Origin of the sequence: Sphingomonas sp. (assembly GCF_036269755.1) — a bacterium.
Taxonomy (GTDB): domain Bacteria; phylum Pseudomonadota; class Alphaproteobacteria; order Sphingomonadales; family Sphingomonadaceae; genus Sphingomonas.
In genome coordinates, this window is record NZ_DATBDV010000005.1 from 56,690 (window position 1) to 80,922 (window position 24,233).

33 protein-coding genes and 1 tRNA gene are annotated in these 24,233 nt (G+C 65.7%); 6 read left to right on the forward strand and 28 right to left on the reverse strand.

From position 1 onward, the window contains the following. The 22 genes from VH326_RS05815 to thiE all read right to left on the reverse strand — a co-directional run bounded on the left by VH326_RS05815 (position 1) and on the right by thiE (position 16,536). On the reverse strand, positions 1-471 hold the full coding sequence (locus VH326_RS05815; RefSeq protein ID WP_329630859.1) for a hypothetical protein: 471 nt from the start codon (positions 469-471) through the stop codon (positions 1-3). Continuing rightward, complete coding sequence (gene nuoH, locus VH326_RS05820; protein ID WP_329630860.1) at positions 468-1,514, reverse strand: NADH-quinone oxidoreductase subunit NuoH; 1,047 nt, start codon at positions 1,512-1,514, stop codon at positions 468-470. The genes VH326_RS05815 and nuoH overlap by 4 nt, the downstream gene beginning before the upstream one ends. A gap of 124 nt (positions 1,515-1,638) precedes the next feature. Then, entirely contained in the window at positions 1,639-3,654 is a 2,016-nt protein-coding gene (nuoG, locus tag VH326_RS05825; protein WP_329630861.1) for an NADH-quinone oxidoreductase subunit NuoG, read from the reverse strand. Beyond that, complete coding sequence (locus VH326_RS05830) at positions 3,654-4,331, reverse strand: hypothetical protein (RefSeq protein ID WP_329630862.1); 678 nt, start codon at positions 4,329-4,331, stop codon at positions 3,654-3,656. Before VH326_RS05830 ends, nuoG begins: the two co-directional genes overlap by 1 nt. Before the next feature lie 68 nt (positions 4,332-4,399). Continuing rightward, positions 4,400-4,996, reverse strand: a complete 597-nt coding sequence (locus tag VH326_RS05835) for a hypothetical protein (protein ID WP_329630863.1) — start codon at positions 4,994-4,996, stop codon at positions 4,400-4,402. A 63-nt stretch (positions 4,997-5,059) separates the two neighbouring features. Then, complete coding sequence (locus VH326_RS05840) at positions 5,060-5,758, reverse strand: hypothetical protein (RefSeq protein ID WP_329630864.1); 699 nt, start codon at positions 5,756-5,758, stop codon at positions 5,060-5,062. Continuing rightward, on the reverse strand, positions 5,755-7,059 hold the full coding sequence (gene nuoF, locus VH326_RS05845) for an NADH-quinone oxidoreductase subunit NuoF (protein WP_329630865.1): 1,305 nt from the start codon (positions 7,057-7,059) through the stop codon (positions 5,755-5,757). Before nuoF ends, VH326_RS05840 begins: the two co-directional genes overlap by 4 nt. 1 nt (position 7,060) lies before the next feature. Continuing rightward, positions 7,061-7,225: a hypothetical protein gene (locus VH326_RS05850; protein WP_329630866.1), complete on the reverse strand. Its 165-nt coding sequence runs from the start codon at positions 7,223-7,225 to the stop codon at positions 7,061-7,063. Then, positions 7,225-7,890 (reverse strand): NAD(P)H-dependent oxidoreductase subunit E, encoded by a 666-nt coding sequence (locus tag VH326_RS05855; protein WP_329630867.1) that lies wholly within the window; start codon positions 7,888-7,890, stop codon positions 7,225-7,227. Before VH326_RS05855 ends, VH326_RS05850 begins: the two co-directional genes overlap by 1 nt. Further along, positions 7,883-8,098, reverse strand: coding sequence for a hypothetical protein (locus tag VH326_RS05860; RefSeq protein WP_329630868.1), 216 nt, complete (start codon positions 8,096-8,098; stop codon positions 7,883-7,885). Before VH326_RS05860 ends, VH326_RS05855 begins: the two co-directional genes overlap by 8 nt. Further along, entirely contained in the window at positions 8,095-8,274 is a 180-nt protein-coding gene (locus VH326_RS05865) for a hypothetical protein (RefSeq protein ID WP_329630869.1), read from the reverse strand. Before VH326_RS05865 ends, VH326_RS05860 begins: the two co-directional genes overlap by 4 nt. Further along, positions 8,271-9,518 carry an NADH-quinone oxidoreductase subunit D gene (locus tag VH326_RS05870; RefSeq protein ID WP_414714252.1) on the reverse strand — a complete coding sequence of 416 codons (1,248 nt, stop codon included), beginning with the start codon at positions 9,516-9,518 and terminating at the stop codon, positions 8,271-8,273. Before VH326_RS05870 ends, VH326_RS05865 begins: the two co-directional genes overlap by 4 nt. Positions 9,519-9,541: 23 nt before the next feature. After that, the gene (locus VH326_RS05875; RefSeq protein ID WP_329630871.1) at positions 9,542-10,447 is read right to left on the reverse strand and encodes an NADH-quinone oxidoreductase subunit C; all 906 of its coding nucleotides are present in this window, start codon (positions 10,445-10,447) and stop codon (positions 9,542-9,544) included. Then, positions 10,444-10,929 (reverse strand): hypothetical protein, encoded by a 486-nt coding sequence (locus VH326_RS05880; RefSeq protein ID WP_329630872.1) that lies wholly within the window; start codon positions 10,927-10,929, stop codon positions 10,444-10,446. Before VH326_RS05880 ends, VH326_RS05875 begins: the two co-directional genes overlap by 4 nt. A gap of 82 nt (positions 10,930-11,011) precedes the next feature. Beyond that, positions 11,012-11,239, reverse strand: coding sequence for a hypothetical protein (locus VH326_RS05885; protein WP_329630873.1), 228 nt, complete (start codon positions 11,237-11,239; stop codon positions 11,012-11,014). Further along, positions 11,236-11,760, reverse strand: coding sequence for an NADH-quinone oxidoreductase subunit B family protein (locus VH326_RS05890; protein WP_329630874.1), 525 nt, complete (start codon positions 11,758-11,760; stop codon positions 11,236-11,238). The genes VH326_RS05885 and VH326_RS05890 overlap by 4 nt, the downstream gene beginning before the upstream one ends. A 29-nt stretch (positions 11,761-11,789) precedes the next feature. After that, positions 11,790-12,164, reverse strand: coding sequence for an NADH-quinone oxidoreductase subunit A (gene ndhC / locus VH326_RS05895; protein ID WP_329630893.1), 375 nt, complete (start codon positions 12,162-12,164; stop codon positions 11,790-11,792). A gap of 114 nt (positions 12,165-12,278) precedes the next feature. Beyond that, entirely contained in the window at positions 12,279-13,475 is a 1,197-nt protein-coding gene (locus tag VH326_RS05900) for a diguanylate cyclase (protein WP_329630875.1), read from the reverse strand. 50 nt (positions 13,476-13,525) lie between these two features. Beyond that, positions 13,526-14,404 carry a hypothetical protein gene (locus VH326_RS05905; RefSeq protein ID WP_329630876.1) on the reverse strand — a complete coding sequence of 293 codons (879 nt, stop codon included), beginning with the start codon at positions 14,402-14,404 and terminating at the stop codon, positions 13,526-13,528. Further along, on the reverse strand, positions 14,404-15,216 hold the full coding sequence (locus VH326_RS05910; protein ID WP_329630877.1) for an inositol monophosphatase family protein: 813 nt from the start codon (positions 15,214-15,216) through the stop codon (positions 14,404-14,406). The genes VH326_RS05905 and VH326_RS05910 overlap by 1 nt, the downstream gene beginning before the upstream one ends. A 6-nt stretch (positions 15,217-15,222) precedes the next feature. Continuing rightward, positions 15,223-15,786, reverse strand: a complete 564-nt coding sequence (gene efp / locus VH326_RS05915) for an elongation factor P (RefSeq protein ID WP_329630878.1) — start codon at positions 15,784-15,786, stop codon at positions 15,223-15,225. 36 nt (positions 15,787-15,822) lie between these two features. Continuing rightward, positions 15,823-16,536 carry a thiamine phosphate synthase gene (gene thiE / locus VH326_RS05920; protein WP_329630879.1) on the reverse strand — a complete coding sequence of 238 codons (714 nt, stop codon included), beginning with the start codon at positions 16,534-16,536 and terminating at the stop codon, positions 15,823-15,825. Here thiE and VH326_RS05925 point away from each other — a divergent pair. Then, the gene (locus VH326_RS05925) at positions 16,536-17,285 is read left to right on the forward strand and encodes a DUF72 domain-containing protein (protein ID WP_329630880.1); all 750 of its coding nucleotides are present in this window, start codon (positions 16,536-16,538) and stop codon (positions 17,283-17,285) included. The genes thiE and VH326_RS05925 overlap by 1 nt on opposite strands. On the opposite strand, the gene VH326_RS05930 is transcribed toward VH326_RS05925, so the two are convergent. Together VH326_RS05930 and VH326_RS05935 are read right to left on the reverse strand one after the other, a co-directional pair. After that, a complete protein-coding gene (locus tag VH326_RS05930) occupies positions 17,282-17,956 on the reverse strand; it encodes an O-methyltransferase (protein WP_329630881.1) in 675 nt (224 codons plus the stop codon). The genes VH326_RS05925 and VH326_RS05930 overlap by 4 nt on opposite strands. Beyond that, positions 17,956-18,861: a fructose bisphosphate aldolase gene (locus tag VH326_RS05935; RefSeq protein ID WP_329630882.1), complete on the reverse strand. Its 906-nt coding sequence runs from the start codon at positions 18,859-18,861 to the stop codon at positions 17,956-17,958. The genes VH326_RS05930 and VH326_RS05935 overlap by 1 nt, the downstream gene beginning before the upstream one ends. A 124-nt stretch (positions 18,862-18,985) precedes the next feature. On the opposite strand from VH326_RS05935, the gene VH326_RS05940 reads away from it, so the two are divergent. After that, complete coding sequence (locus tag VH326_RS05940; RefSeq protein ID WP_329630883.1) at positions 18,986-19,480, forward strand: TlpA disulfide reductase family protein; 495 nt, start codon at positions 18,986-18,988, stop codon at positions 19,478-19,480. Here the strand turns inward: VH326_RS05940 and VH326_RS05945 are convergent, their stop codons facing one another. From VH326_RS05945 to gap, 3 genes are read right to left on the reverse strand one after another with little or no spacing between them, the layout of a single operon-like run. Then, positions 19,481-20,674, reverse strand: coding sequence for a phosphoglycerate kinase (locus VH326_RS05945; protein ID WP_329630884.1), 1,194 nt, complete (start codon positions 20,672-20,674; stop codon positions 19,481-19,483). It lies immediately after the preceding gene. Next, on the reverse strand, positions 20,671-21,126 hold the full coding sequence (locus tag VH326_RS05950; protein ID WP_329630885.1) for an MOSC domain-containing protein: 456 nt from the start codon (positions 21,124-21,126) through the stop codon (positions 20,671-20,673). The genes VH326_RS05945 and VH326_RS05950 overlap by 4 nt, the downstream gene beginning before the upstream one ends. After that, the gene (gene gap, locus VH326_RS05955) at positions 21,126-22,133 is read right to left on the reverse strand and encodes a type I glyceraldehyde-3-phosphate dehydrogenase (RefSeq protein WP_329630886.1); all 1,008 of its coding nucleotides are present in this window, start codon (positions 22,131-22,133) and stop codon (positions 21,126-21,128) included. Before gap ends, VH326_RS05950 begins: the two co-directional genes overlap by 1 nt. A gap of 146 nt (positions 22,134-22,279) precedes the next feature. On the opposite strand from gap, the gene VH326_RS05960 reads away from it, so the two are divergent. The 4 genes from VH326_RS05960 (at position 22,280) to VH326_RS05975 (ending at position 23,806) form a co-directional block, all read left to right on the forward strand. Continuing rightward, positions 22,280-22,453: a hypothetical protein gene (locus tag VH326_RS05960; RefSeq protein WP_329630887.1), complete on the forward strand. Its 174-nt coding sequence runs from the start codon at positions 22,280-22,282 to the stop codon at positions 22,451-22,453. Continuing rightward, positions 22,446-22,754: a cell division protein ZapA gene (locus VH326_RS05965; RefSeq protein WP_329630888.1), complete on the forward strand. Its 309-nt coding sequence runs from the start codon at positions 22,446-22,448 to the stop codon at positions 22,752-22,754. The genes VH326_RS05960 and VH326_RS05965 overlap by 8 nt, the downstream gene beginning before the upstream one ends. 285 nt (positions 22,755-23,039) lie before the next feature. After that, positions 23,040-23,582 (forward strand): 5-formyltetrahydrofolate cyclo-ligase, encoded by a 543-nt coding sequence (locus VH326_RS05970; RefSeq protein ID WP_329630894.1) that lies wholly within the window; start codon positions 23,040-23,042, stop codon positions 23,580-23,582. Continuing rightward, the gene (locus VH326_RS05975; RefSeq protein ID WP_329630889.1) at positions 23,579-23,806 is read left to right on the forward strand and encodes a DUF2842 domain-containing protein; all 228 of its coding nucleotides are present in this window, start codon (positions 23,579-23,581) and stop codon (positions 23,804-23,806) included. Before VH326_RS05970 ends, VH326_RS05975 begins: the two co-directional genes overlap by 4 nt. A gap of 103 nt (positions 23,807-23,909) precedes the next feature. On the opposite strand, the gene VH326_RS05980 is transcribed toward VH326_RS05975, so the two are convergent. Continuing rightward, a tRNA-Asp gene (locus tag VH326_RS05980) sits at positions 23,910-23,987 on the reverse strand. Positions 23,988-24,233: the final 246 nt, after the last annotated feature.

Below are 24,233 nucleotides of genomic sequence, written 5' to 3' on the forward strand. Positions count from 1 at the left end.
TCAGCGCGCGTCTTCCGTTCTCGAGCAGCTACCAAGCAGCGACACCTGTAAGAGGTCCATTGGCCGGTCGGCACCTGCCGAGATGATACCAGCAGGAGTCACCGCGACGTGTGCCTTGTCCTTTCCGACATCGCCGACCTGCACCGTGGCAAGGCAGACATGCTCTCCGAACAGGCAGCCGCCGGGCTTTGCAATGATGAATGCGAACACACCTTCAGCCAATGGGAGGACCTTCGCAGAACCGGCGATATTGGCGAGGTCCTTATCCCAAATAACCGTCGCTGTCCGATCCGTGCCTCCAGATACGTCAATCGCGAAACGCCAACTGTCCCTCTCCAGTCCTGGAAAATTGGGCTGCGTTCGTTTCCAACCCGTATCCGTTGCGCTTGCGGCCGATACGTCGGTGATCGTGCAATCGTAATGCACGGTACCGGCGGCCGCGGCGAGCATCATGAGGCTGGCGGAGATCACGACCCCACCCCCACGCGTATCCACATCAGGAAACCGCTCACCAGAAACACCCAGAACAGCGACAGCGGCAGGAACACCTTCCAGCCGAGCCGCATCAGCTGGTCGTAGCGATAGCGCGGCACGGTCGCCTTGACCCAGCTGAACAGGAAGAAGAACGCCAGGATCTTGACGAACAGCCAGATGATCCCCGGCACGGCGTAGAGCGGCGCCCAGTTCACCGGGGGCAGATACCCGCCCCAGAACAGGATCGCATTGAGCGCGCACATCAGGATGACGTTGGCATATTCGCCGAGCCAGTAGAGCGCGAAGCTCATCGACGAATATTCGGTCTGATAGCCCGCGACGAGCTCGCTTTCCGCCTCGGTGAGGTCGAACGGCGCCCTTTGCGTCTCGGCCAGACTGGAGATGAAGAACACCACCGCCATCGGGAACAGCAACGGGTTGAAGCAATTGCCGTTGAGCAGCCCGTAATAGCCGCGCTGCGCATCGACGATCATCGACAGGTTGAAGCTTCCCGCCCACAGCACGACCGAGATCAGCACGAACCCGATCGACACTTCGTAGCTGACCATCTGCGCCGCCGCGCGGAGAGCGGAATAGAAGGGATATTTCGAGTTCGATGCCCAGCCCGCGATGATGATGCCGTAGACGCCGAGGCTCGACGCCGCGAGCACGTAGAGCAGCCCGACGTTGATGTTGGCCAGCACCACGCCCGTCTGGAACGGCACCACCGCCCAAACGATCAGCGCCACCGTGAAGGTGATGATCGGCGCGATCAGGAACAGGCCCTTGTTCGCGGCCGACGGGATGATCGTTTCCTGAAGGAAGACTTTGAGCCCGTCGGCGAACGACTGCATCAGTCCGAGCGGGCCGACCACGTTGGGGCCGCGGCGCAACGCCATCGCCGCCCAGATCTTGCGGTCGGCATAGATGATCATCGCGACCGCGAGCATCAGCGGCAGCGCGATCAAGAGGATGTCGATGATTGTGGCGACGAACCACGCCCAACCGTAGGGCAGGAAGCCGGTGAACCAGGAGGTCATGCCGAGGCACCTCCGCGCTCAACGATATACGCCTCCCCGGCGAAGGCCGGGCCCCAGTTGCGAGCGGCCCGATGCTGGACCCCGGCCTTCGCCGGGGAAGCGCGATTATTCACAGCGATCGCCATCACTCCGCCGCCTCCGCAAAGGCTTGGCCGTGCACCAGTTCCGCCGAGCATTGCTGCATCGTCGGGCTGGCGCGGCAGATCGCGTTGGTTAGGTAGAAGTCCTTGATCGGATAGGCAATCTTGCCAGCCGCCTTGCCGTCGAGCTTGGGCGGGCTCCACTCGAAACTCGCGAGCCCGAGCTGACCGAGCGCCGGCGTGTCGAGCGCCATTGCCGCGCGGAGTTCCTCGAAACTGTCGAACGGCAAGGTCGCTTTCAATTTCTCGCTCAGCGCGCGGAGGATCGTCCAATCCTCGCGAGCGTCGCCGGGCGGGAATACCGCGCGGTCGCCACGCTGCACGCGACCCTCCAGGTTGACATAGGTGCCCGACTTCTCGGCATAGCTCGCGCCGGGCAGCACGACGTCGGCCGCCGCGGCGCCCTTGTCGCCGTGATGGCCGACATAGACCTTGAAGCTCTTCGACAGCTGGGAGAAATCGACCTCGTCGGCGCCCATTAGGAACACCAATTTGGGCGCCGCAGCGACCACGTCGGCGATCCCGCCGGGCTGCGCGAAGCCGAGCATCAGCCCACCCATCCGCGACGCCGAGAAGTGGAGGACGTTATAGCCGTTCCAGGCGCTGCCGTCGTCGAGCGTGCGCACCAGGTTGAGCGACTTGGCAAGCGCAAGGCTCGCCGCTTGCCCGTTCTTCAACGCAGCGCCGCCGACGATCACCATCGGGCGCTTGGCCGCGGCGAAGGCTTCTGCCGCCGCGCTGGGCAAATCGCCGAGCAGCGAGAGATCGTCGCCGACCCACTCGACCTCGTACGTCAGGTCGGTTTTCGGCCCGATCGCAAAGACCTTCGCGCCTTTCTTGATCGCCTTCCTGATCCGCGTGTTGACCAAGGGCGCTTCCCAACGGACGTTCGACCCGACGATCAGGATCGCGTCGGCGCGCTCGGTCCCGGCGATCGTCGTGTTGAAATTGACCGCCGCGAGGCTCGTCACGTCATAGGCCATGCCGGTCTGGCGGCCCTCGAGCAGCGAGCCGCCCATCGCCTTGACCAGCGCCTTGGCCGCGAACAACGTCTCGCAATCGACCAGGTCGCCGGCGATCGCCGCGACGCTGCTGCCAGCCTTCACCGCCGCGATCGCCGCGAACGCGTCATCCCAGCTTGCCTCGATCAGCTTGCCCCGCTTTCGGATGTACGGCCGGTCGAGCCGCCGCCGCACCAGCCCGTCGACGTGATGCCGAGTCTTGTCGTTCGCCCACTCCTCGTTGACGTCCTCGTTGATCCGCGGCAGCGCGCGCAGCACCTGACGGCCGCGGCTGTCGAGCCGGATGTTGGTGCCGACCGCGTCCATCACGTCGATGCTGAGCGTCTTCGACAATTCCCACGGCCGCGCCTCGAACGCGTACGGCTTCGACGTCAAGGCGCCGACCGGGCACAAGTCGACGACATTGCCCGACAATTCGCTCGTCACCGCCTGTTCGAGATACGAGGTGATCTGCATGTCCTCGCCGCGATAGATCGCACCGATTTCCTCGACCCCGGCGACTTCCTCGGCAAAACGGATGCAGCGGGTGCACTGGATGCAGCGAGTCATCACCGTCTTGACGATCGGACCCATATATTTCTCGGTCACCGCGCGCTTGTTCTCGTCGTAACGCGAGTGCCCGCGGCCATAGGCGAGGCTCTGGTCCTGCAAGTCGCACTCGCCGCCCTGATCGCAGATCGGGCAGTCGAGTGGATGGTTGATTAGCAGGAATTCCATCACGCCTTCGCGCGCATTCTTGACCATCGGCGAATTGGTGATGACCTCCTGATTGTCCGCGGCCGGCAGCGCACACGACGCTTGCGGCTTGGGCGGCCCGGGCTTCACCTCGACAAGGCACATCCGGCAATTGCCCGCAATCGACAGCCGTTCGTGATAACAGAAGCGCGGGATCTCCTTCCCCGCGATCTCGCATGCCTGCAGGACGGTGGCGCCCTGCGGGACTTCGACCTCGATCCCGTCTACCTTCAGCCTAGGCATCAGTTGGCGCCCGTCGATTTTGAAGCATCCGCTTCACGGAAATAGGCTTCGGCGAGGTAGCCGATCAGATTGCCCTTCGAAAACGCCATTTGCTCGCCCGTCGGCGTGCACTGCTCGAGATGCGGCCGTAGCGCGCCGATCGCCGCTGGTTCGGCATCCGTGCCCGCCGTCGCCAGTACCAGCTTGAGCGTGTCCGCAGGGTCGGCGCGCACCACACAATCGGCGAACCGGTGAATCGGCGCGTTGTCACCGGTGATCTCCAGCGGCGCGGCCCCCATCGTCCCCGGGCGCCGCGAGAAATCCTTGCGGACGAGCGCTTTGTACAACGCCCCGCGAAACGACACCGGGTTGGTGTTCAACTCGACGTCGCTCGTGCCGTAGCTCCGCCCGACAGAGGCACTGCCGGTGAAGCATTCGGCGTCCATCAGCTTGGGCAGGAATTTGTAATCGTGCATCGCGTCCTGCGGGCCGGCCAGCGTCTTCAGCACCTGCGGATAATGCCGCTTGACGATGCACAGCGCGAAATTGTCCGAAATGGCCCGCGCCGCATCGCCCGTCGACCGCCCGTCGGGCACGTCGATCGGCGCCGTGTCGCGCCGGATGCTGCCCGTCATCTGGCCTCGCGCGGCGGCAGCGATACCACCGATCGCGGCAAGCAGGATTAGCCCGCGGATCATATCGCGGCCTCGGGCAGCAGGCGGCGCGCGCCGGTCGTGGGCAGGTGGTGCGTGGTCATCGCAAACTTCTATCTCGACACCATGTGATAAAGCGGTTCGGCAACGATCAACCGAAGGTCGTCGCGCTTCACCCTGAAATTCTTGCCTGGGGCCAGGCAATCGTTGAGCGCCGGCGCCAATGCGCCGATCGCCGCGCGCTCATCGGCGCTGCCGCGCGCCGAGCGCGCGAGGTTCAACGCGCCGGCCGGGTTCAATGCCACGACACAATCACCGAACTGACGGATCGACACCAGGTGGCGGTCATAATTCGACCCGCCGTCTGCCACTGACAGCGCCCAGCGCGCCCGCGGCGGCGGCGATGCAACGTCGAACCGGCCGCCGTCCAGCCAGGTCAGCAGCGCCGCGTTGGCGATCTCCGCGCGCTCGCGCCACGCGATCTGACCAGTCGCCAGGCGGTTGTCGTTGCACCCGCCGTACAGGTCCATCAGCTTGGCGCCGACGCGACGTTCGCCGTCCGAACCGGGCAAAGTCGACAGCAGCATCTTCGCGTCGTGCGCGTCGTTGTCGACGACGCATTGCGCGACATCGTATTCATCGGTGGCGGCATGCGCCGGCAGCGCCGCAAACGCGCCCAGCAATGCTGCGATCACAATCGGATATTTCATGTGCCTACCTCCCTGCACCAACGACCACGCCCCGATCGACGCCGCTGAATGTTGGCGTCACCATCACTTGACTGCCGGCGTTCGCACGAACCGGCTCCACATCGCATAGGCGATCAGCGCTCGAATTCCGCCCGGTTTCAAATTCACTTTCTGCCCCGTCCGCAAGCATTGCCCGAGCGCGGGCGCAAGTGCCGCAGCAGCATCGTGTTCGCGATCACTGCCCGGCATCGTCCGCAGCAGCGCGTCGGCGCCGGCCGGGTCAACGCGTACCGCACAATCGGTGAATTCGGTCAGCGCCGCCGCCGTGGCAGGCTGGGTGTCCGACGGAATGACAAATGGCACGATCGCAGCAGCATCGGCGGCAAGACTGGGCGCGGCAGGATTGCGCGCCAGATAGACTTCCTCGGCCATCAAGTCGCGCAATACGACCGGCGAAAACTTCAGGCTCAGCGCCAACTGATCGACCCCGACTTGCATGCCGAGGCAACGACTCATGCCAAGCTCTGTGTTGACGTCCTTGATGCCAGCCGCCTTGAGGTCGATCCACGCCGGATCGCTGTGGTCGAGCATGGTGAGCACCTTGGGCGTGGCGCTGCGGTAGACGCACTGCGCGAAGTGCTTTCGGACATCGCCGGCGCGCTTCTCATCCAGCGGTTGCGGCTTCACCGGAATCATCGATCCTGTCTGTATCTCGGGCTTGAGCTGCGCTTGCGCCGGTGTCGCAATCACGAGAGCCGCGAAGAGGCCTAACACGATCTTCACTCTGCCGCCTCCTGCATCGGAGACAAGTCTCCAACTTGGCGTTCGGCGATGCGGCGTTCCATCTCAGGCCGGAAGTGCCTGATCAGGCCCTGGATCGGCCATGCCGCGGCGTCGCCGAGCGCGCAGATCGTGTGGCCTTCGACTTGCTTGGTAACGTTGTAGAGCGTGTCGATTTCCGACACGTCGGCGTCGCCGGTGCGCAGCCGCTCCATCACGCGCCACATCCAGCCGGTGCCCTCGCGGCACGGCGTGCACTGGCCGCAGCTTTCGTGCTTGTAGAAATAGCTGATCCGGCTGATCGCGCGGACGATGTCGGTCGACTTGTCCATCACGATCACCGCCGCGGTGCCGAGGCCCGAACCGAGCGCCTTGAGCCCGTCAAAGTCCATCGGGCACTCCATGATCTCCGCCGCCGGGACCAGCGGCACCGACGATCCGCCGGGGATGACGGCGAGGAGGTTGTCCCACCCGCCGCGGATGCCGCCGCAATGTTCGTCGATCAGCTGGCGGAACGGGATCGACATCGCTTCCTCGACCACGCACGGTTTGTTCACGTGCCCGCTGATCTGGAACAGCTTGGTGCCGCGATTATTCTCCGCGCCGAAGCTCGCGAACCATTCGGGGCCGCGGTGCAGGATGGTCGGGACGACAGCAATCGATTCGACGTTGTTGACCGTGGTCGGGCAGCCATAGAGCCCGGCGCCCGCCGGGAACGGCGGCTTCAATCTCGGCTGGCCCTTCTTGCCCTCCAGGCTTTCGAGCATCGCGGTCTCTTCGCCGCAAATGTACGCGCCCGCACCGCGATGCACGAACACGTCGAAATCGTAGCCCGACCCGCAGGCGTTCTTGCCGATCAGGCCGGCGTCATATGCCTCGGCGACTGCGGCGAACAACACCTCCGCCTCCGGGATATATTCGCCGCGAATGTAGATGTACGCGGCACGCGCGCGCATTGCGTAGCCCGCGATCAGCGCGCCCTCGATCAGCTTGTGCGGATCGTGGCGGATGATCTCGCGGTCCTTGCATGATCCCGGCTCGGATTCGTCGGCGTTGATCACCAGGAAGTTGGGGCGGTCGGGCCGCGGTTCCTTGGGCATGAAGCCCCATTTGGTCCCGGTCGGGAATCCTGCCCCACCGCGCCCGCGTAGGCCCGACGCCTTGATCCGGTCGATGATCGCGTCCTGCCCGATCTCGAGCAAAGCCTTGGTATTGTCCCAATCGCCACGCGCCTGCGCCGCCTTCAGCCCCCAAGGCTGAAAGCCGTAGACGTTGGTGAAGATGCGATCCTTGTCGGCGAGCATATCAGCGCCGCCCGCCCATCGCGTTGCGCACGAAATAGAACAGCACCAGCACGATCCCGACCGCGACCGCGAGGCCAATCAACGCGAATGCGACCTTGAGGATGATTCCGAGGATCACCAGCGCGCCGATGATCGCAAAAACCGCGATGATTGGATTCATGCGCATCACCATTCCCCGCGGTAATCGTGATTGGCATCGACCATCGCCTTGAGACTGGTCGGCCCGCCTTCGGGGCAGCTCGACTGCCGCCCAATCGTCGAGCCCGGCTTCGGCGTCTCGCCCCGCGCCAGCGCCTCGAGCACCGCGATCGTGCGGTCGTAATCCAGATCCTCATAATTGTCGTCGTTGATCTGGACCATCGGCGCGTTGGCGCACGCGCCCAGACATTCGACCTCGGTCAGCGTGAACAGCCCGTCGGGGGTCGTCCGCCCCTTGGCAAGGCCGTGGTTCCGGCACGCCGCGAGCACGTCGTCCGAGCCGGCGAGCATGCACGGCGTCGTGCCGCATACCTGAACATGATAGCGGCCGACCGGCGCCATGTTGAACATCGTATAGAAGGTCGCGACCTCGTAGACGCGCATGTACGCGACGCCGATCTGCTTCGCGACGAACTCGATCACCGGCACCGGCAGCCAGCCCTGCGTGTCCGTCTCCGCCCCCACCTGGCGCTGCGCCAGGTCGAGCAGCGGCAGCGACGCCGATTGCGCGCGCCCCGGCGGATAGCGGCCGATGATCTCCTTGGCCTTGGCGGCATTCGCCTCGGTCCACGCGAAGTCGGGCCAGCGCGCGCGGACTTCGGCTTCGTCGGGAATGTGGGGAGCTTCAGCCATCGTTGTTCTTGTCCCTGCGACGGCGCGCAGCCGCGGCGTAGACCGGGATCAGCGACGCGTAGAGCACGATCAGCACGCCGAACGTCGAATGCGATCCGCTCGACGGACCTGACTGGTTCGATGGGACGAGGAACGCGACCAAGCCGCCCGCCACCAATGCGACGAGGGCAACGGCGATCAGCACCATTTTCTTGCGCGAAAGCGTCACCGCGCGCTCCCCGGTTTGTTGCGCGACATGATCACGACCATCAGCAGGATGATCGCAGCCGGTCCGATGATCTCGAACGTGTCGCCCGCGCCGTGCCGCATCAGCCGCAGCACGATCGCCACGGCAGCGAGCAAAGCCGCGAACAGCGCGATCCAGAAGGTGGCGTTACGCTTCACCGGTCGCACTCCCCAAACACGATATCGAGCGCGCCCAGGATCGCTGTCGTATCCGCCAGCATGTGCCCCTTCGACATGAAGTCCATCGCCTGGAGGTGGCTGAACGCGGTCGGGCGGATCTTGCAGCGGTACGGCTTGTTGGTGCCGTCGGACACCAGATAGACGCCGAACTCACCCTTGGGGCTCTCGGTCGCGACGTACACGCTGCCCGCCGGCACGTGATAGCCTTCGGTGAACAGCTTGAAATGATGGATCAGCGCTTCCATCGACTGCTTCATCTCGGCGCGCTTGGGTGGCGCGACCTTGCGGTCGTCGGTTATGACAGGGCCGGACGGCATATCGTTGAGGCACTGTTTCATGATCCGCGCCGATTGGCGGACTTCCTCGACCCGCACCATGAAGCGGTCGTAGCAATCGCCGCGCGTGCCGACCGGCACGTCGAAGTCCATGCGGCTGTAGACGTCGTACGGCTGCGACTTGCGCAAATCCCACGGGATGCCCGATCCACGGATCATCGGCCCGGAAAAGCCCCAGCGAACGGCATCTTCGCGGCTGACGATCGCGATATCGACGTTGCGCTGCTTGAAGATGCGGTTGTCGGCGACCAGGCTGATCGCGTCCTCGAATAGCCGGGGCACGCGCGTGTCGAGCCAGTCGGCGATGTCGGCGAGCAGCTTGAGCGGCAGATCCTCGTGCACGCCGCCGACGCGGAAATAATTGGCGTGCATCCGCGCACCCGAGATCCGTTCGTAGAAATTCATGCAGTCTTCGCGCAGCTCGAACAGCCACAGGTTCGGCGTCATCGCGCCGACGTCCATGACGTGGCTGCCGAGGTTGAGGAGGTGGTTCTTGATGCGCGTGAGCTCGGCGCATAGCACGCGGATATATTGCGCGCGCAACGGCACTTCGAGGTCGAGCAATTTCTCGATCGCGAGCACGAAGGTGTGCTCCATGCACATCGGCGAGCAGTAATCGAGGCGGTCGAAATACGGGATCGCCTGCTGATAGGTCTTGTACTCGATCAGCTTTTCGGTGCCGCGATGGAGCAGCCCGACATGCGGATCGACTCGCTCGACGATCTCGCCGTCAAGTTCCATCACCAGGCGGAGCACACCGTGCGCAGCCGGATGCTGCGGGCCGAAATTGATCGTGTAGTTCTGGATCTGCACATCGCCCGGCAGCGGCGAATCCGCGCCCGCTTCATGCAGGATATCCACGCGCGCATCCTCGGCGAGGTGGAACATCGGGTCGGCCATAGCGGGCTCGCTCATTGGTTCTGCCCCTTGCCCTTGGTCGGGACCACGTCGGGGTCCTTCGGCTTCGACTTGCGGCGGTTGCCCGGCGAGGCCTCACCCGCGCCGGTCTGCGCGGTGCTGTCGACGGTCTTGGTGGTCTTGGCGCGGGGGCTCGACCGTTTCGGCGTGGCGTCGGCGTTCTGCAGTTCGTCGGCGCTTACCGGTGTCGGCGCGCCCTTCGCCTCGGGCACGGCCGGCGCGGCTGGGGGCGGCGGCGGTGGCGGCGCAGCCTTGGCTTGCGGGGTTTCCGCCGGCCCCGGGCCGGTCGACTTCTCGTCGCCCGGCAGAACGTATTCGGCGCCTTCCCACGGGCTCATGAAGTCGAAACTGCGGAAATCCTGCGCGAGCTGGACCGGCTCGTACACGACTCGCTTGGCCTCTTCCGAATAGCGCATCTCGACATAGCCGGTCAGCGGGAAGTCCTTGCGGAACGGATGGCCGACAAAGCCGTAGTCGGTCAGGATCCGGCGCAGGTCCGGATTGCCGTCGAACAGCACGCCGAACATGTCGTACACTTCGCGCTCGAGCCACCCGGCGACCGGCCACAGGCACGTCACCGACGGCACCGGCTTGACCTCATCGGTCTGGACATGAACCCGGATGCGGTGGTTGCGGGTCAGCGAGAGCAGGCAATAGACGAGCTCGAAGCGGTCGGGGCGGTCGGGATAATCGACCCCGGCAATTTCCATCAGCTGTTGGTATTCGAGCCCCGGCGTGTCGCGCAGCAGCGTCATCGTCTCGACCAGGCTCTGGCGGTCGACGGTGAACGACACTTCGCTGACCGCCTCGCGGCTCGATAGCACGCGCTGGCCGAGCGCGCGCTTGGCCGTCTCTATCACGCCATCGTTGGGGGCATACGTATGCGCCGGCGCTCTCATTTGCGGACCACCTTGACCGAGGCGTAGAAGCGATCAACGATCATGCCCTGTTCCGCCACGCTCATGCCGCTATTCTCCTCGGCACCAGCCAACAGCATGATAATCTTCGAGCGACTCAACTCGACGAAGCCTGTCTGCGCCACGACACCATTTGCAACCTGTCGGTTCGTGAAGGCACGGTGGCCATTGATTGTCGTTGCGGCAGGCGTACCCTCTGCGGTCTCGTCGCCCTTAATCGACTCAACGAACTGATCGAAAAACGATCGACCAGCGGCGGGAACGGCCGGCAGATCAACCTCGCCCGCCAGTAACATGATCTTCCCGCGCCGGCAGATCACGCGCGAGTCCGGTGCAAAGGTGACATTCGCGATCGCGCTGTCCGGAACGCGCCGCAACGATATGATATCGGCTTGGGCGCAGGGCGTCTCGACCACGAAAGCGCCGTTCGGAGCAGCGGCAAGCGTCCACGCATTGTCGCTCACTGCTGCCGCCCCCGTGGTGCCCAGCCATGCAGCGCACGCCATCGCGACAATTAGCCCACGCTTCATGGCTCGATTGTCCCGGCTACGCATGGCGCTTGCGCTCGCGACGCCACGTCAACACGCCCGCCATGATCGCCGCGAGCAGACAGACGCCCGCCGCAAACAACGTGAATTGCTCGATCATCGCGCGCCACAGCGGCCATGCCGCCACCACGTCGGAGCGGTGGACTCGCATCAAGGCCACCATCGCCGGCGTCAGGAACGCCGGCATCAGCGCGAGCAGATACCATTTGTTCGGCTTGTCGCTCACCGCTCGATCGTCCCCGAACGGCGGATTTTCCGCTGCAGCTGCATAATGCCGTAGAGCAACGCCTCCGCAGTCGGCGGGCAGCCCGGAACGTAGATGTCGACCGGGACGATGCGGTCACAGCCGCGCACTACCGAATAGCTGTAATGGTAATAGCCGCCGCCATTGGCGCAGCTGCCCATCGAAATGACGTATTTGGGCTCCGACATCTGGTCGTAGACCTTGCGCAGCGCCGGGGCCATCTTGTTGCAGAGCGTTCCGGCGACGATCATCACGTCGGACTGGCGCGGGCTCGCGCGCGGCGCCGCGCCGAACCGCTCGAGGTCGTAGCGCGGCATGTTGACGTGGATCATCTCGACCGCGCAGCACGCGAGGCCGAAGGTCATCCACCACAGCGAGCCGGTGCGTGCCCACTGGAACAGATCCTCAGTCGAGGTGATGAGGAAGCCCTTGTCGGTCAGCTCACCGTTGAGGCCGTCGAAGAACGTCTGGTCGGGCTGGATCGCGCCCGCTCCAGTGCTCATCGGCAGCTCAACCGGGCCGGCGTGAGGCGTCATTCCCAATCCAACGCTCCCTTCTTCCAGGCATAGACGAGGCCGAGCGCGAGCTCGACGATGAAGATCATCATCGATCCCCACGCTACCCAGCCGAGCTGGAACACGCTGACCGCCCAGGGATAGATGAACGCGGCTTCGAGATCGAACACGATGAACAGGATCGCGATGAGATAGAAGCGCACGTCGAACTGGCTCCGCGGATCCTCGAACGCGGGGAAGCCGCATTCATATTCGCTGAGCTTTTCCGGATTCGGCTTGTGCGCGCCCGTGAAGCGCGCGGCGATCATCGGCAGGAACACGAACGCGCTACTCAGGGCGAGTGCGACCCCTAGAAACAGCAGGATCGGAAGATATTGCGACAAGTCGACCAATTGCATTCTCTTACGGCAGCAAAGTGCTGGCGCGTCTCTAGGCCCGCACCCGGAGTCGGGCAAGGGTGCGGCGCGTGAGAATGACTCGCAACTAGAGGCTTTTGGGGTCGCCGATCAGGCGGCGTCGGCGGCCGGACTCGTCATGCCGATCTCGTAGCGGTTCCGGCCGGCGAGCTTCGCCTGGTACAAGGCGGCGTCGGCCGCGATCGTCAATTCGTGCACCGACCGCCCCGGCGCGGGTTCGATCGCCGCGACCCCTAGGCTGATCGTCACCTTTTCGGGCAAGGGACACGCCGGGTCGCAATGGCATTGCGCGACCAGCACGCGGACTCGCTCGGCGATCGATGCAGCGCCGGCCAGCCCAACGCCCGGCAGGATCAGCATGAATTCCTCGCCGCCGTGCCGCGCCGCCAGGTCGATCGGCCCGCGCACGCCGGCTTGCAGCATGTCGGCGACCGCCTTGAGCGCGCGATCGCCCTCGCCATGGCCGTGCGTGTCGTTGAACCGCTTGAAGCGGTCGACGTCGATCGCGATCACCGCGAGCGAGCCGCCGTTGCGCAGCGAGCGCGCCCATTCGTCGGCCAGTCGCAAGTCGCGCGCGCGCCGATTGGCGAGCCCGGTCAACGGATCGGTATTGCTGACGCGTTCGAGCGCATCGCACGCCATTTCCAGCTCGCGCCCGCGCTCGCCGAGCGAGTCGATCAGCGCCTGGTTGGCGGCGGCGAGATGATGCGCCTCGAGCACGTAGCGCGACAGCCGCCGGCTTGTGCCGAGCAGCGCCACCGCCATGATCGAAGCCGCGCCGGCGAGCATCCAGTGTCCGGGCTTGCCGCTCAGCGCGAAACCGCCCGCGGCCGCCAGCATCACCGGCAGCTCGAACGCGACATAGACCGGCCAATAGGCGATGTTGGCGATTGACAGCGTCAAGCCGCTCAGCGCGATGCACACCACGAACATGATTTGATTGTCGTTGCCGGTCGCGACCAATCGCAGCAACGCGGCGCCCCACAACAGTCCCGACATCGCGGCGAAGCCGACCAGCGCGATCGCCCAGACGCGGGGCGACACGGTCGGCCAGCCCCGCGACCGATAGGCATGCGTGAAAATCGCGCGCCCGGTGACGACGAGGACGCTGAGCACGACCCAGACCGCCAGCCAGGCATGGCTGCCGAGTTGCCAGAACAGCCCGGCGATCATCGCCGAGCCGAGCGCGTCCATGCCGATCATCGCGAACGCGATCGAATAGACGGCGTCGATCCTGACCTTGAGGAAGGAATCGGTCTCGACCGAAGGGGGGCTGAGCCACGCCATCCTGCGCGCATAGTCGCGGCATCGTTAAGGCGGCGTTATGGCTGTTTGAGTCAGTGCGGCACCGCGAACCGCGCGATCGTCGCAGGCGCCGCGCGCGGCCCCGGCTTTTCGACCGTCGCCCAGCCCGAATCCGCGACCACCAGGATCGAATCACGGGTAACGAGCAATTGGGTCGGATTGGCGAGCACGCCACCCTCGCCCAACACTTGCACCTCGAGCGCGCCGCTCGCGATCCGGAACGCGAGCAATCGCCCCACCGCGCCGCCATTCTGCACGCCGACATACCACCCGCCGGCCCGCGCCAACCCGTCGACACCGCGAAGCGGCTTGCCGTCGAGCAACACCGGCGTCCGCGCGCCGGTCGCGAGGTCGATCATTATGACGCCTTGCGAATAATCGGCGACGATCAGCGACTTGCCATCGGCGGTCAGCGCCGACCCTTGCGCGCTCTTGCCAATACCCGGCGCGACCAGCGGCACCAGCCGGTCGCCGGCGACGCGATACACCGCGCCGTTGCGGGAATCCGAGACGAACACCTGCCCGTCGGTCGCCGAGACGTCGCCGATATGGAACGGCGTCGGCGCGCTGAGGCGCCGCCGCACCATTCCGGTGCGGTCCAACGCGATCAGCGCGCCCTGGTCGCACTTGCGGAGGCCGGCGAGATCGAGACAATCGGTCGCGATCCACAGTAACTTCGCCTTGGCGTCCCATGCCATGCCGAGCGGCTGCACGACATCGTCCGGCAAGGTCGACTCGACCTGCCTGCCGTCGCGCCGCGCGATGATGGTGCGGTCGATCACGCTCGACACCCACACGGTCCGCCCGTCGCTGGCGATACCCTCGATGAGCCGGTGGGTGACGGGAACGGTGAAATCGACCGACGGTGGGGCTGCGGCGGCGGCGAACAGGAGCGCCGCCAGCCGACGCATCAACGCAGCGCGCCTGCGACCAGTTTGTGCAGCTTGGACTGCAAGGCGTCGTTCGCGGCGAGGAATTCGCTGCGGTCGATCATCTTGTCGCCGCCGCGGAAATCGGTGACGAACCCGCCCGCCTCGCGGACCAGCAGCATCCCCGCCGCGACATCCCAGGGCTGGAGCGACGATTCCCAATAACCGTCGAAGCGCCCGGCAGCGACCCAGGCCAAGTCGAGCGACGCCGCGCCGAAGCGGCGGATGCCGGCGACCTCGGGAGCGACCGCACCGAAGATCCGGCTCCACTGCGCGAAATCGCCATGGCCGAGGAACGGGATGCCGGTCGCGATCAGCGCTTCGGACAGGTCGCGCCGCGACGATACGCGCAGCCGCTGGTCCTGGAGCCACGCGCCCTTGCCCTTTTCCGCCCAGAAGCTCTCGTCGGTCAGCGGCTGATAGACGAGCGCGGTGGTCACTTCGCGCTTGCCCGACGCCACCGGCTCCTCGACCGCGATCGACATCGCGAAGTGCGGCAGCCCGTGGAGGAAGTTCGAGGTGCCGTCGAGCGGATCGATGATGAAGCGCGGCTTGCTGGGATCACCCGCCAGTTCGCCGCCCTCTTCGGCCAGGATCGCCCAATCGGGCCGCGCATGGCGCAGTTCGTCGACCAGCGTCTGCTCGGCGCGCTTGTCGGCCATCGACACGAAATCGGCCGGCCCCTTGCGGCTGACCTGGAGGTGCTGGACCTCGTTGAAGTCACGCCGGAGACGCGGCGCCGCCTTGCGCGCGGCACGCTCGATGACGGTGAAGATGCCTGAGTGGCTGGGCATTTTGGTTTAGTCCGCGCGCCTTACGTACGTTTGCTCATAAACGTCGACAACGATCCGCGTGCCCGCGGCAATGTGCGGCGGGACCATGATGCGCACGCCGTTGTCGAGGATCGCGGGCTTGTAGCTCGACGACGCGGTCTGGCCCTTCACCACCGCGTCGGCCTCGACGATCGTCGCCTCGATCTGGTCGGGGAGCTGGACCGAGATCGGGCGCTCCTCCCACAATTCCATCACGACATCCATGCCGTCCTGCAGGAACGCCGCGGCGTCGCCCAGAATGCCGGCGTCGAGCGTGATCTGCTCGTAATTCTGCTTGTCCATGAAGGTCAGCGTGTCGCCGTCGCGGAACAGGAACTGGAAGTCGGTGGTGTCGAGGCGGACGCGCTCGATGCTCTCGGCCGAGCGGAAGCGGACGTTGTTCTTGCGCCCGTCGATCAGGTTCTTCATCTCGACCTGCATGTACGCCCCGCCCTTGCCCGGCTGGGTGTGCTGGATCTTGACGGTCTTCCAGATTCCGCCCTCATATTCGAGGATGTTGCCGGGACGAATCTCGACCGCGTTGATCTTCATGCAATGTACCTGACGGGAAAGTTGGAAGCGCGGCCTTTAGCCAGCGCTGCCGTTTCCGGCAAGCACAGCGGCGAACGCCTCGACCGCCTTCGCTTCGCCGCCGCCCCACACCGCGTTGCAGATGGCGAGGAAGTCAGCCCCCGCCGCGACCAGCGGCGGAGCGTTGGCGGGGGTGATCCCGCCGATCGCGACGCTGGGCAGCTCGAATAAGGTCGTCCACCAGCTGAGGATCGACAGATCGGGACGGTGCGTCGTCGCCTTGGTGCTCGTAGTGTAGAACGCGCCGAACGCGACATAATCGGCGCCAGCATCGCCCGCTTCCATCGCGAGGTGGCGGCTGTCGTGGCAGGTCACGCCGATCTGCACATCGGGGCCGAGCACCGTGCGCGCCTCGCGCGGATCGCCATCGCCTTGGCCGAGATGGACGCCGTCGGCGCCGAGACGCTTGGCAAGGCTCACGCTGTCGTTGACGATGAACGCCACGTCATGATCGGCGCAGATGCGCTGGAGCGGCTCGGCGAGCCGGGCGGCTTCGTGCTGGTCGATATCCTTCACGCGAAACTGGAACGCCGCCACCGGCCCGGCATCGAGCGCACGCGCCAGCCGGTCGGGAAACGCGCCGCCGACATCGAGCGGGGAGACCAGATAGAGCTGGCATGGCGGACGGCGATCGTCGCGCACGAACTGTTCGGCGAACCCTTCGACGCCGATCGCCGTTTCGTCTTCGTCATCCTGATCGGAGATTGCCATTGTCGTCCTCATCGCCCGCCGCGATCCGCATCGGCTGCTCGGGCTGGGTGTATCAGCACTGGCGCGGCGCCTTCTACCCGCAGGACTTGCCGGTCAAGCGCTGGTTCGCCTTCTATGCCGAGCATTTCGACACGGTCGAGATCAACAACAGCTTCTATCGCTTGCCCAAGGCGGGGACGTTCGATGCCTGGCGCGAGCAGGCGGCGCCGGGATTTTGCTATACGGTCAAGGCGAACCGGTTCCTGACGCAGGCGAAGAAGCTCAAGGACTGCGAAGAACCACTGGCGCGGATGATGACCCCGGTGCGGCATCTCGGCGGCGCATTGGGCCCAATCCTCTACCAGCTACCGCCGCGGTTTCGGATCAACCTCGACCGGCTCGAATCCTTCCTGCGGCTCGCGCCCAACGACGTCACCAACGTCTTCGAATTCCGCGAGCCGAGCTGGTACACCGAGGACACGCTGGCGCTGCTCGACCGCTACGGCGCGGCGTTCTGCGTCCACGACATGCCAGGCCTGGCGAGCCCACGCTGGGCGAGCGGGCGGGCCGCTTATGTGCGATTCCACGGCGGCGTAGGGAAATATTGGGGCCGCTACAGCGACGAAGCGCTGCTCGGATGGGCCGATTGGATGACCGAGCAAGCGCGGTCTGGCCGCACGGTGTGGGGCTATTTCAACAACGATATGGAAGCGCACGCCATCCACGACGCGCTGACGCTGAAGGCGATGCTGCGGCAGGCCGAGCGCTAGCCCGTCACCAGCGCGAGCAGGAAGCCGTCCCACTTCTTGGCGCCCACCGTCTGGACGGCGGTCGCGGTCAGGCGCGGGTTGGCGGCGACCGCTTCGAACAGCCGGCGCGTGCCCTGGATACGCACGTCGGGGCTGTCGGCATCGAGCACGTTCCCCTCGCGGATCACGTTGTCGACGACGATCGCCGTTCCAGGCCGCGACAGGCGGATCGCGTGCTCGACATAAGCCGCGTTGCTCTCCTTGTCGGCGTCGATGAACACGAAAGCGAACGGACCTTTGAGTGTCGCGAGACTGTCGAGCGCGGGACCGGTGATCACTTCGCAGCGATCGGCCAGCCCGGCTGCCGCGATGTTCGCGCGCGCGATATCGGCGCGGTGCGGATCGATCTCCAGCGTCACCAGCCTGCCATCACCAGGCAGCGCCCGCGCCAGCTCGATCGTCGAATAGCCGCCGAGGGTGCCGATCTCGAGAATCCGGCGTGCGCCCGCCATCCGCGCGAGCAGATGGAGCATCCGCCCTTGCGCCGGCGATACGTCGATATCGGGCAACCCGCCCGCCGCGTTCGCCGCCAGCGCCTTCGCAAGCGCGACATCCTCGCCGAGCAGATGATCGCCAATATAGCGATCGACCGCCGCCCAGCGCTCGTCCTGCGGCTGGGTACGCTCGACCATCAAGCCGCAACCGGAGTCTTTTCGGTGGAAGCCGCATAGATCTGGTCGATCGCCGCGCCCAGCGCAGCGTCGAATTCGGCATCGCTCATCCGGTAGCGCAGACCCTCGAGCAGGGCGCGGCTAAAGCTCGCGATCATGCCGGGGTTTTTCGCCAGCTCGGCGCACGCTTCGGCGCGGTGGAACCCGCCCGACAGCGCGACGACGCGGAGCACGCGCGGATGATCGACCAGCGATGCATATTGCCCCGGCTGGTCCGGTAGCGAGAGCTTGAGCATCACCTTGGCGTCGCCCGGCATTGCGTCGAGTGCCTTCCGCAACTCGTCGGTCAGGATCGCATCGCTGTCGCCGCGGTCGGCGCTCTTGATGTTGACCTCCGGCTCGATGATCGGGACCAGGCCATGGCTCAGCACTTGCTGCGCCACTTCGAACTGCTGCTTGACGATCGCTGCGATCCCGTCGCGATTGGCGGTGTTGATCACCGACCGCTCCTTGGTGCCGAACATGCCGCGCTTGGCCGCACGCGCAAGCAGATCGGCGAGCCCCGGCATCGCCTTCATCAGCTGAACGCCTTCCGCCTCGTCCTCCAATCCCTTGTCGATCTTGATGAACGGCACGACGCCGCGATCGTGCAGCTCCTGCGGAACCGGTTTGCCATTGGCTTCCCCGTCCATCGTCCGCTCGAACAGGATCGCGCCGACCACCTTATCGCCGGTAAAGGCGGGCGAGGTGATGATCCGCACGCGCATTTGATGGATCAGGTCGAACATCTCGGCGTCGCTCGACCAGGCGCCATTATCGATCCCGTAGCCCTTGAGCGCCTTTGGCGTCGACCCGCCCGACTGGTCGAGTGCGGCGATGAAGCCGTGGCCGGCGGCGATCTTGGCGGTCATCTCGGCAGTGTTCATCCGGGGGCTCCATCGCGCATTCGTATGTGGCGCGCTGTTAGCCAGCCGCGCGCCCGGCGGCAATGCCATTGACCGACACGATGGAGCGGCGCACGATGCGATGCTGTAGGGGGATGAAATCGTGATGAAATTTCTGCGCGCGCTGCTTCTCTTTGGCGTGCTGATGGCGGCGCCCGTCAGCGCCAAGCAGCCCAAGGTCGGCGAACAGGCGCCCGATCTCCAGCTCACCCTGATCGACGGCAGCAAGGTGACGCTGGCGGAGCTCAAGGGGCAGGTGGTGGTGCTCAACTTCTGGGCGACGTGGTGCGTACCCTGCAAAACCGAGTTGCCGCTGCTCGACCGGTATTACGAGGTACAGAAATCGCACGGCCTTCGCGTTTTCGCCGTCACTACCGAGGATTCGCTGCAGCCCTATCAGCTCAAGAAGCTGTTCGCGGTCATGCACATCCAGCCGGTGCGCAAGATTAAAGGACCGTATGACGCGATGGGTGCGGTGCCGACCAATATCGTGATCGGTCGCGACGGCGTCGTCCGCTATGCCAAGGCCGGTGCATTCGACCTCGATGCGCTCAATTCAATCCTGATCCCACTGTTGCGCGAGCCCGCGCCGGCAAGTTGATCAGTCGGCGGCGAGTGCCTTCACCCCCGGCAAGTCCCTCCCCTCCATCCATTCGAGGAAGGCGCCGCCGGCGGTCGAGACGAATGTCATCTCATCCGCCACGCCAGCCTGATTGAGCGCCGCCACGGTGTCGCCGCCGCCGGCGACCGACACCAGCGAGCCGTCGCGGGTCAGCGCCGCCGCGGTCCTGGCCAGCGCCATCGTCGCGGCGTCGAAAGGCGGGGTTTCAAACGCGCCGAGCGGACCATTCCAAACCAGCGTGCGGCACGTCTTGAGCACATCGCCGAGCGCCTCGGTCGCGGCGGGGCCGATATCGAGGATCATCTCGTCGGCGGCGACTTCGTGGACGTTTATCGTGCGCGTCGCGGGATTCGGTTTGAACTCCTTCGCCACCACCACGTCATAGGGCAGATGGATCGTGCAGCCGGCGCGGTCGGCGGCATCGAAAATCTCCTCCGCCGTGCCAGTCAGATCGTGCTCGGCCAGGCTCTTGCCGACCTCGACCCCGCGCGCGGCAAGGAAGGTGTTGGCCATCCCGCCGCCGATGATCAAATGATCGACCTTGCCGACCAGATGCTTGAGCACGTCGAGCTTCGACGACACCTTGGCACCGCCGACCACCGCCGCGACCGGGTGTTCGGGTGCGCCGAGCGCCTTGTCGAGCGCGTCGAGCTCGGCTTCCATCTGGCGACCGGCGAAGGCGGGTAGGCGATGCGCGAGGCCTTCGGTCGAGGCGTGCGCGCGGTGCGCGGCGGAAAAAGCGTCGTTGACGTAGAGATCGCCGAGGGCGGCGAGGCGCTCCACCGTCGCGGGATCGTTCTTTTCCTCACCCGGGTCGAACCGCATATTCTCCAGGATCGCGACATCACCATGCTTGAGCGTCGCGATCGCCTCCGCCGCGCCGTCGCTGTCGATGAAGCGGACCGGGCGACCGAGCACTTGCTCGAATGGCTTGGTGACGAGCGCGAGGCTCATTTCGGGATTGCGCTGCCCTTTGGGCCGCCCGAAATGCGCGAGCAGCACCACCCTCGCGCCCTTGTCGGCGAGTTCGGCGACGGTCGGCACCGCAGCGCGCAGTCGGGTATCGTCGGTCACCGCGCCTTCGGCCATCGGTACGTTGAGATCCTCGCGCACCAGTACGCACCGGCCGGCGATATCGCCCATGTCGTCGAGCGTCTTGAATGGCCGTGTCATGCTTCGATCCCGATTGCGTCGCCCACCGCGATCGCGCCTTCCTCGATCACCTTGGTGCACACCCCGCCGCGCCAATCGGGCGTCAGCGCGGCGCGCAGTCCATCGGCGAGTGCCTCCATCCGGTCGCACGGCGCGGTTTCGATTGTCACTTCGAGCAACGCGGTCCCGACGCGAAGCCGCGCGCCCGGCCGTTGTGGGAGGTCCAGCCCTTCGACCAGAAGGTTCGCCCGCCGCTCCTGCCAAGGCTGATTGTGCCCGACCAAGGCTTGCGCCGTCGCCCAATCGCCTGCTTCGATCAATGTCACCTGTCGCTTGTGCGGTTGGCCCTTCATCGCGCCGCGAAAGTCACCCTCGACCCCGCCAGCCAGGGTAATCGTCGCGCGCTCGATCACTTCCATCGGCGCCTTGGACCGGACGTGCCGCGCGATCCCGGCCAGCACGCCCGTCGTCATCAGATCAGCGCCGCCATCGCCCGCGCGGTGTCAACCATGCGGTTCGAGAAGCCCCATTCGTTATCGTACCAGCTGACGACGCGGACGAGCTTGCCCTCGAGCACGGCGGTCTCGAGGCTGTCGACCGTCGACGACGCCGGATCACCCTGCAGGTCGATCGAGACGAGTGGCTCGTCGGTATAGGCGAGCACGCCCTTGAGCGGCCCATCGGCGGCCGCCTTCAACACCGCATTGACCTCGTCGCGAGTCACGTCGCGCGACGGCGTGAAGGTCAGGTCGATCAACGACACGTCGGGGGTCGGCACGCGGATTGCCGAGCCGTCCAACTTGCCCTTGAGTTCCGGCAGCACTTCGGCGACCGCGCGCGCCGCGCCGGTCGTGGTCGGGATCATCGACATCCCCGCGGCACGCGCGCGACGCAGGTCGCTGTGGATCTGGTCGAGGATCTTCTGATCGTTGGTGTAGGCGTGGATCGTCGTCATCAGCCCGCGCTCGATGCCGAACGCTTCGTGCAGCACCTTGGCGACCGGCGCGAGGCAGTTGGTGGTGCACGACGCGTTCGACACTATGTGGTGCCCGGCCTCGAGCTTGTCGTGATTGACGCCGTACACCACGGTCAAGTCGACGCCCTTGGCCGGGGCCGAGATTAGCACCTTCTTCGCGCCGGCATCGATATGCTTCTGCGCGCTCTCGCGATCGGTGAAGAAGCCGGTGCATTCGAGCACGAGGTCGACGCCCAATTCCTTGTGCGGCAACTTGGCCGGGTCACGCTCGGCAGTGACGCGGATATGCTTGCCGTCGACGACCAGATCCTGGCCCTCGTGATGGACGTCGCCGTCCCACTTGCCGTGGACCGAATCGCGCTTGAACAGGAACGCGTTGGACTTGGCGTCGCCGAGGTCGTTGATAGCCACCAGGTCGAGCTCGGGATTCTGCTGCGTCAGGATCGCCCGCGCCACCAGCCGCCCGATCCGCCCGAACCCGTTGATCGCAACCTTAACCGCCATGTGATGCTCCTTGAAGCTCGCCGGCGCACGCTGGAAAAGGGGCCGGCCTGTCGCGGGAGCCTTTGGGGACGCGCGCGCGACGCGTCAACCGTTACGGGCGGCGAATCGACTTGCCGCACCCGGTCCCCGTGCTATTCCGCTTAACCATGGCAGACGCATCACCGACCGACCGCATCGACGCCGCGCTTTCCCGGATCGAACGCGCGGTCCAGGCGCGGGATCGCTCCGCCGCCGAGCTCAAGCAGCGCCACGACGCGCTCCGGGCAAAGGTCGGCGAAGCGATCGCCGCGCTCGATGCACTGGGGGCGCGGAATGGCTGAAGTCACGCTGACGATCGGCGACCGCCGCCACAATGTGACCTGCCGCGACGGCGAGGAAGCGCAATTGCGCCGCCTGGGCGACATGCTCGACCAGCGCTGGTCGGCCGCCAACCGCGCGTCGGGCGGACTCAACGCCGAACGCACGATGCTGCTCGTCGCGCTGATGCTCGCCGACAGCCTCGACAATGCCGAGAATCGCCCGGCCAGCGATGGCGGGCCGAGCCCGGTCTTTCTGACGCGGATTGCCGAGCGGCTCGAAGGGATTGCCAGCGCCCTTGAGAAACCGGTCGCGGACGCCTAGATTGCTCCGCGGCGGGCACTGCCCGGTACGAGCCTTTATTATCCCTGAGGCTATTCATCATCCATGGGGGCTGTCCCTGCCCGGATCCTGGTCCGACGTATATGGTCCCCACCTGACGTACCGTGCGTCAGAGGATAACCCGGCCAACGGCCACGGCGGTCCCGCCACCGCGAAGACGACACGCGGGCAGCGAAGCAGCCCGCGAGATCGCCGAGCGCGGCCGGCGGGACGCGAAGCGCTCCCGTCCGACGTCACGACGCGGCTTTGCCGCGGCGCGCTTTCGTGATGATTGATAAGGTCGCATTGCGAACACGTATCCGCGCCGCACGCGATGCGTTCGTGGCCGGCAACCCTCCAGCGATCGCCGTGCCAGACCAACTTCGCGAACGCTTCGGGCACGGCCTCACCGTCACCTCCTACGTCCCGATGGGCAGCGAAGCCGACCCCTCACCGCTCGCGCGCGCCGCAACCGAGGCAGGCTGCGTGCTCGCCCTCCCCCACATCACCACCCGCAGCGAACCGATGCGCTTCCTCGCCTGGGAAACCGAAGCGGCGCTGGTCGCGGGACCGTTCGGGCTCAGCCAGCCCGCCACCGACGCAATCGAGTTGCGCCCGGATATCATCCTGACTCCGCTCGTCGCGTTCGACGCCGAGCTCGACCGGCTCGGCCAAGGCGCGGGCTATTACGACCGCGCGTTCGAACGCTTCCCAGACGCGTGGCGTGTCGGCGTGGCGTGGAGCGTGCAGCAGGTGGATGACCTGCCGGTCGAGCCGTGGGATATGCGCCTCCACGCAGTCGTCACCGAACAAGGATGGATCACCCGATGAGCCCGCCACCCCGCCCACGCTGGCAAAAGCCAGTCGGGATGCTCGCGATCGTCGCGATGATCGTCCTGTGGTGCGTCGCCATCGCCAGCCTGTCGCGCTGGATCGGGCAATGGCCGGAAATCGTGCAATTGCTGTTCTACGTCGCCGCCGGCGTCGCGTGGCTGTGGCTGCTGCCGATGCGGCGGATGCTGAGCTGGATGGAGACCGGGCGGTGGCGGCGTTGATTTTCCGCCGCGGCAAAGCCGCGTCGTCGGCCGGAGCGATGCTCCGCCGGCCGAGCTTGCGCGTCTTGGAACCAGCTTCGCTGCTGCCATGCGCGCTGCGCAATGGCGCGAGTGACGGGGCTCGAACCCGCGACCTCCGGCGTGACAGGCCGGCGCTCTAACCAGACTGAGCTACACCCGCGTTCCGACGGGCCCGGATCGAAGGGCCCGCGAAAGAGGCGCGTCTGATAGGCGTGGGGGGGCGCCCCGTCAATGGCGGAGGCAGAGCGGAACCGGCGGCAATTTCGCACCCCCGCGAGGTTTGAACGGGCCGGCGCCTTCGGCTAGAAGTCCCGCGCGACTCCACTGGCCGAGGCTCATGAACGCATTCCTGCTGCAGTACCTGCCGATCGTGATTTTCCTGGGCATCGGCGCGGCCCTCGGTATC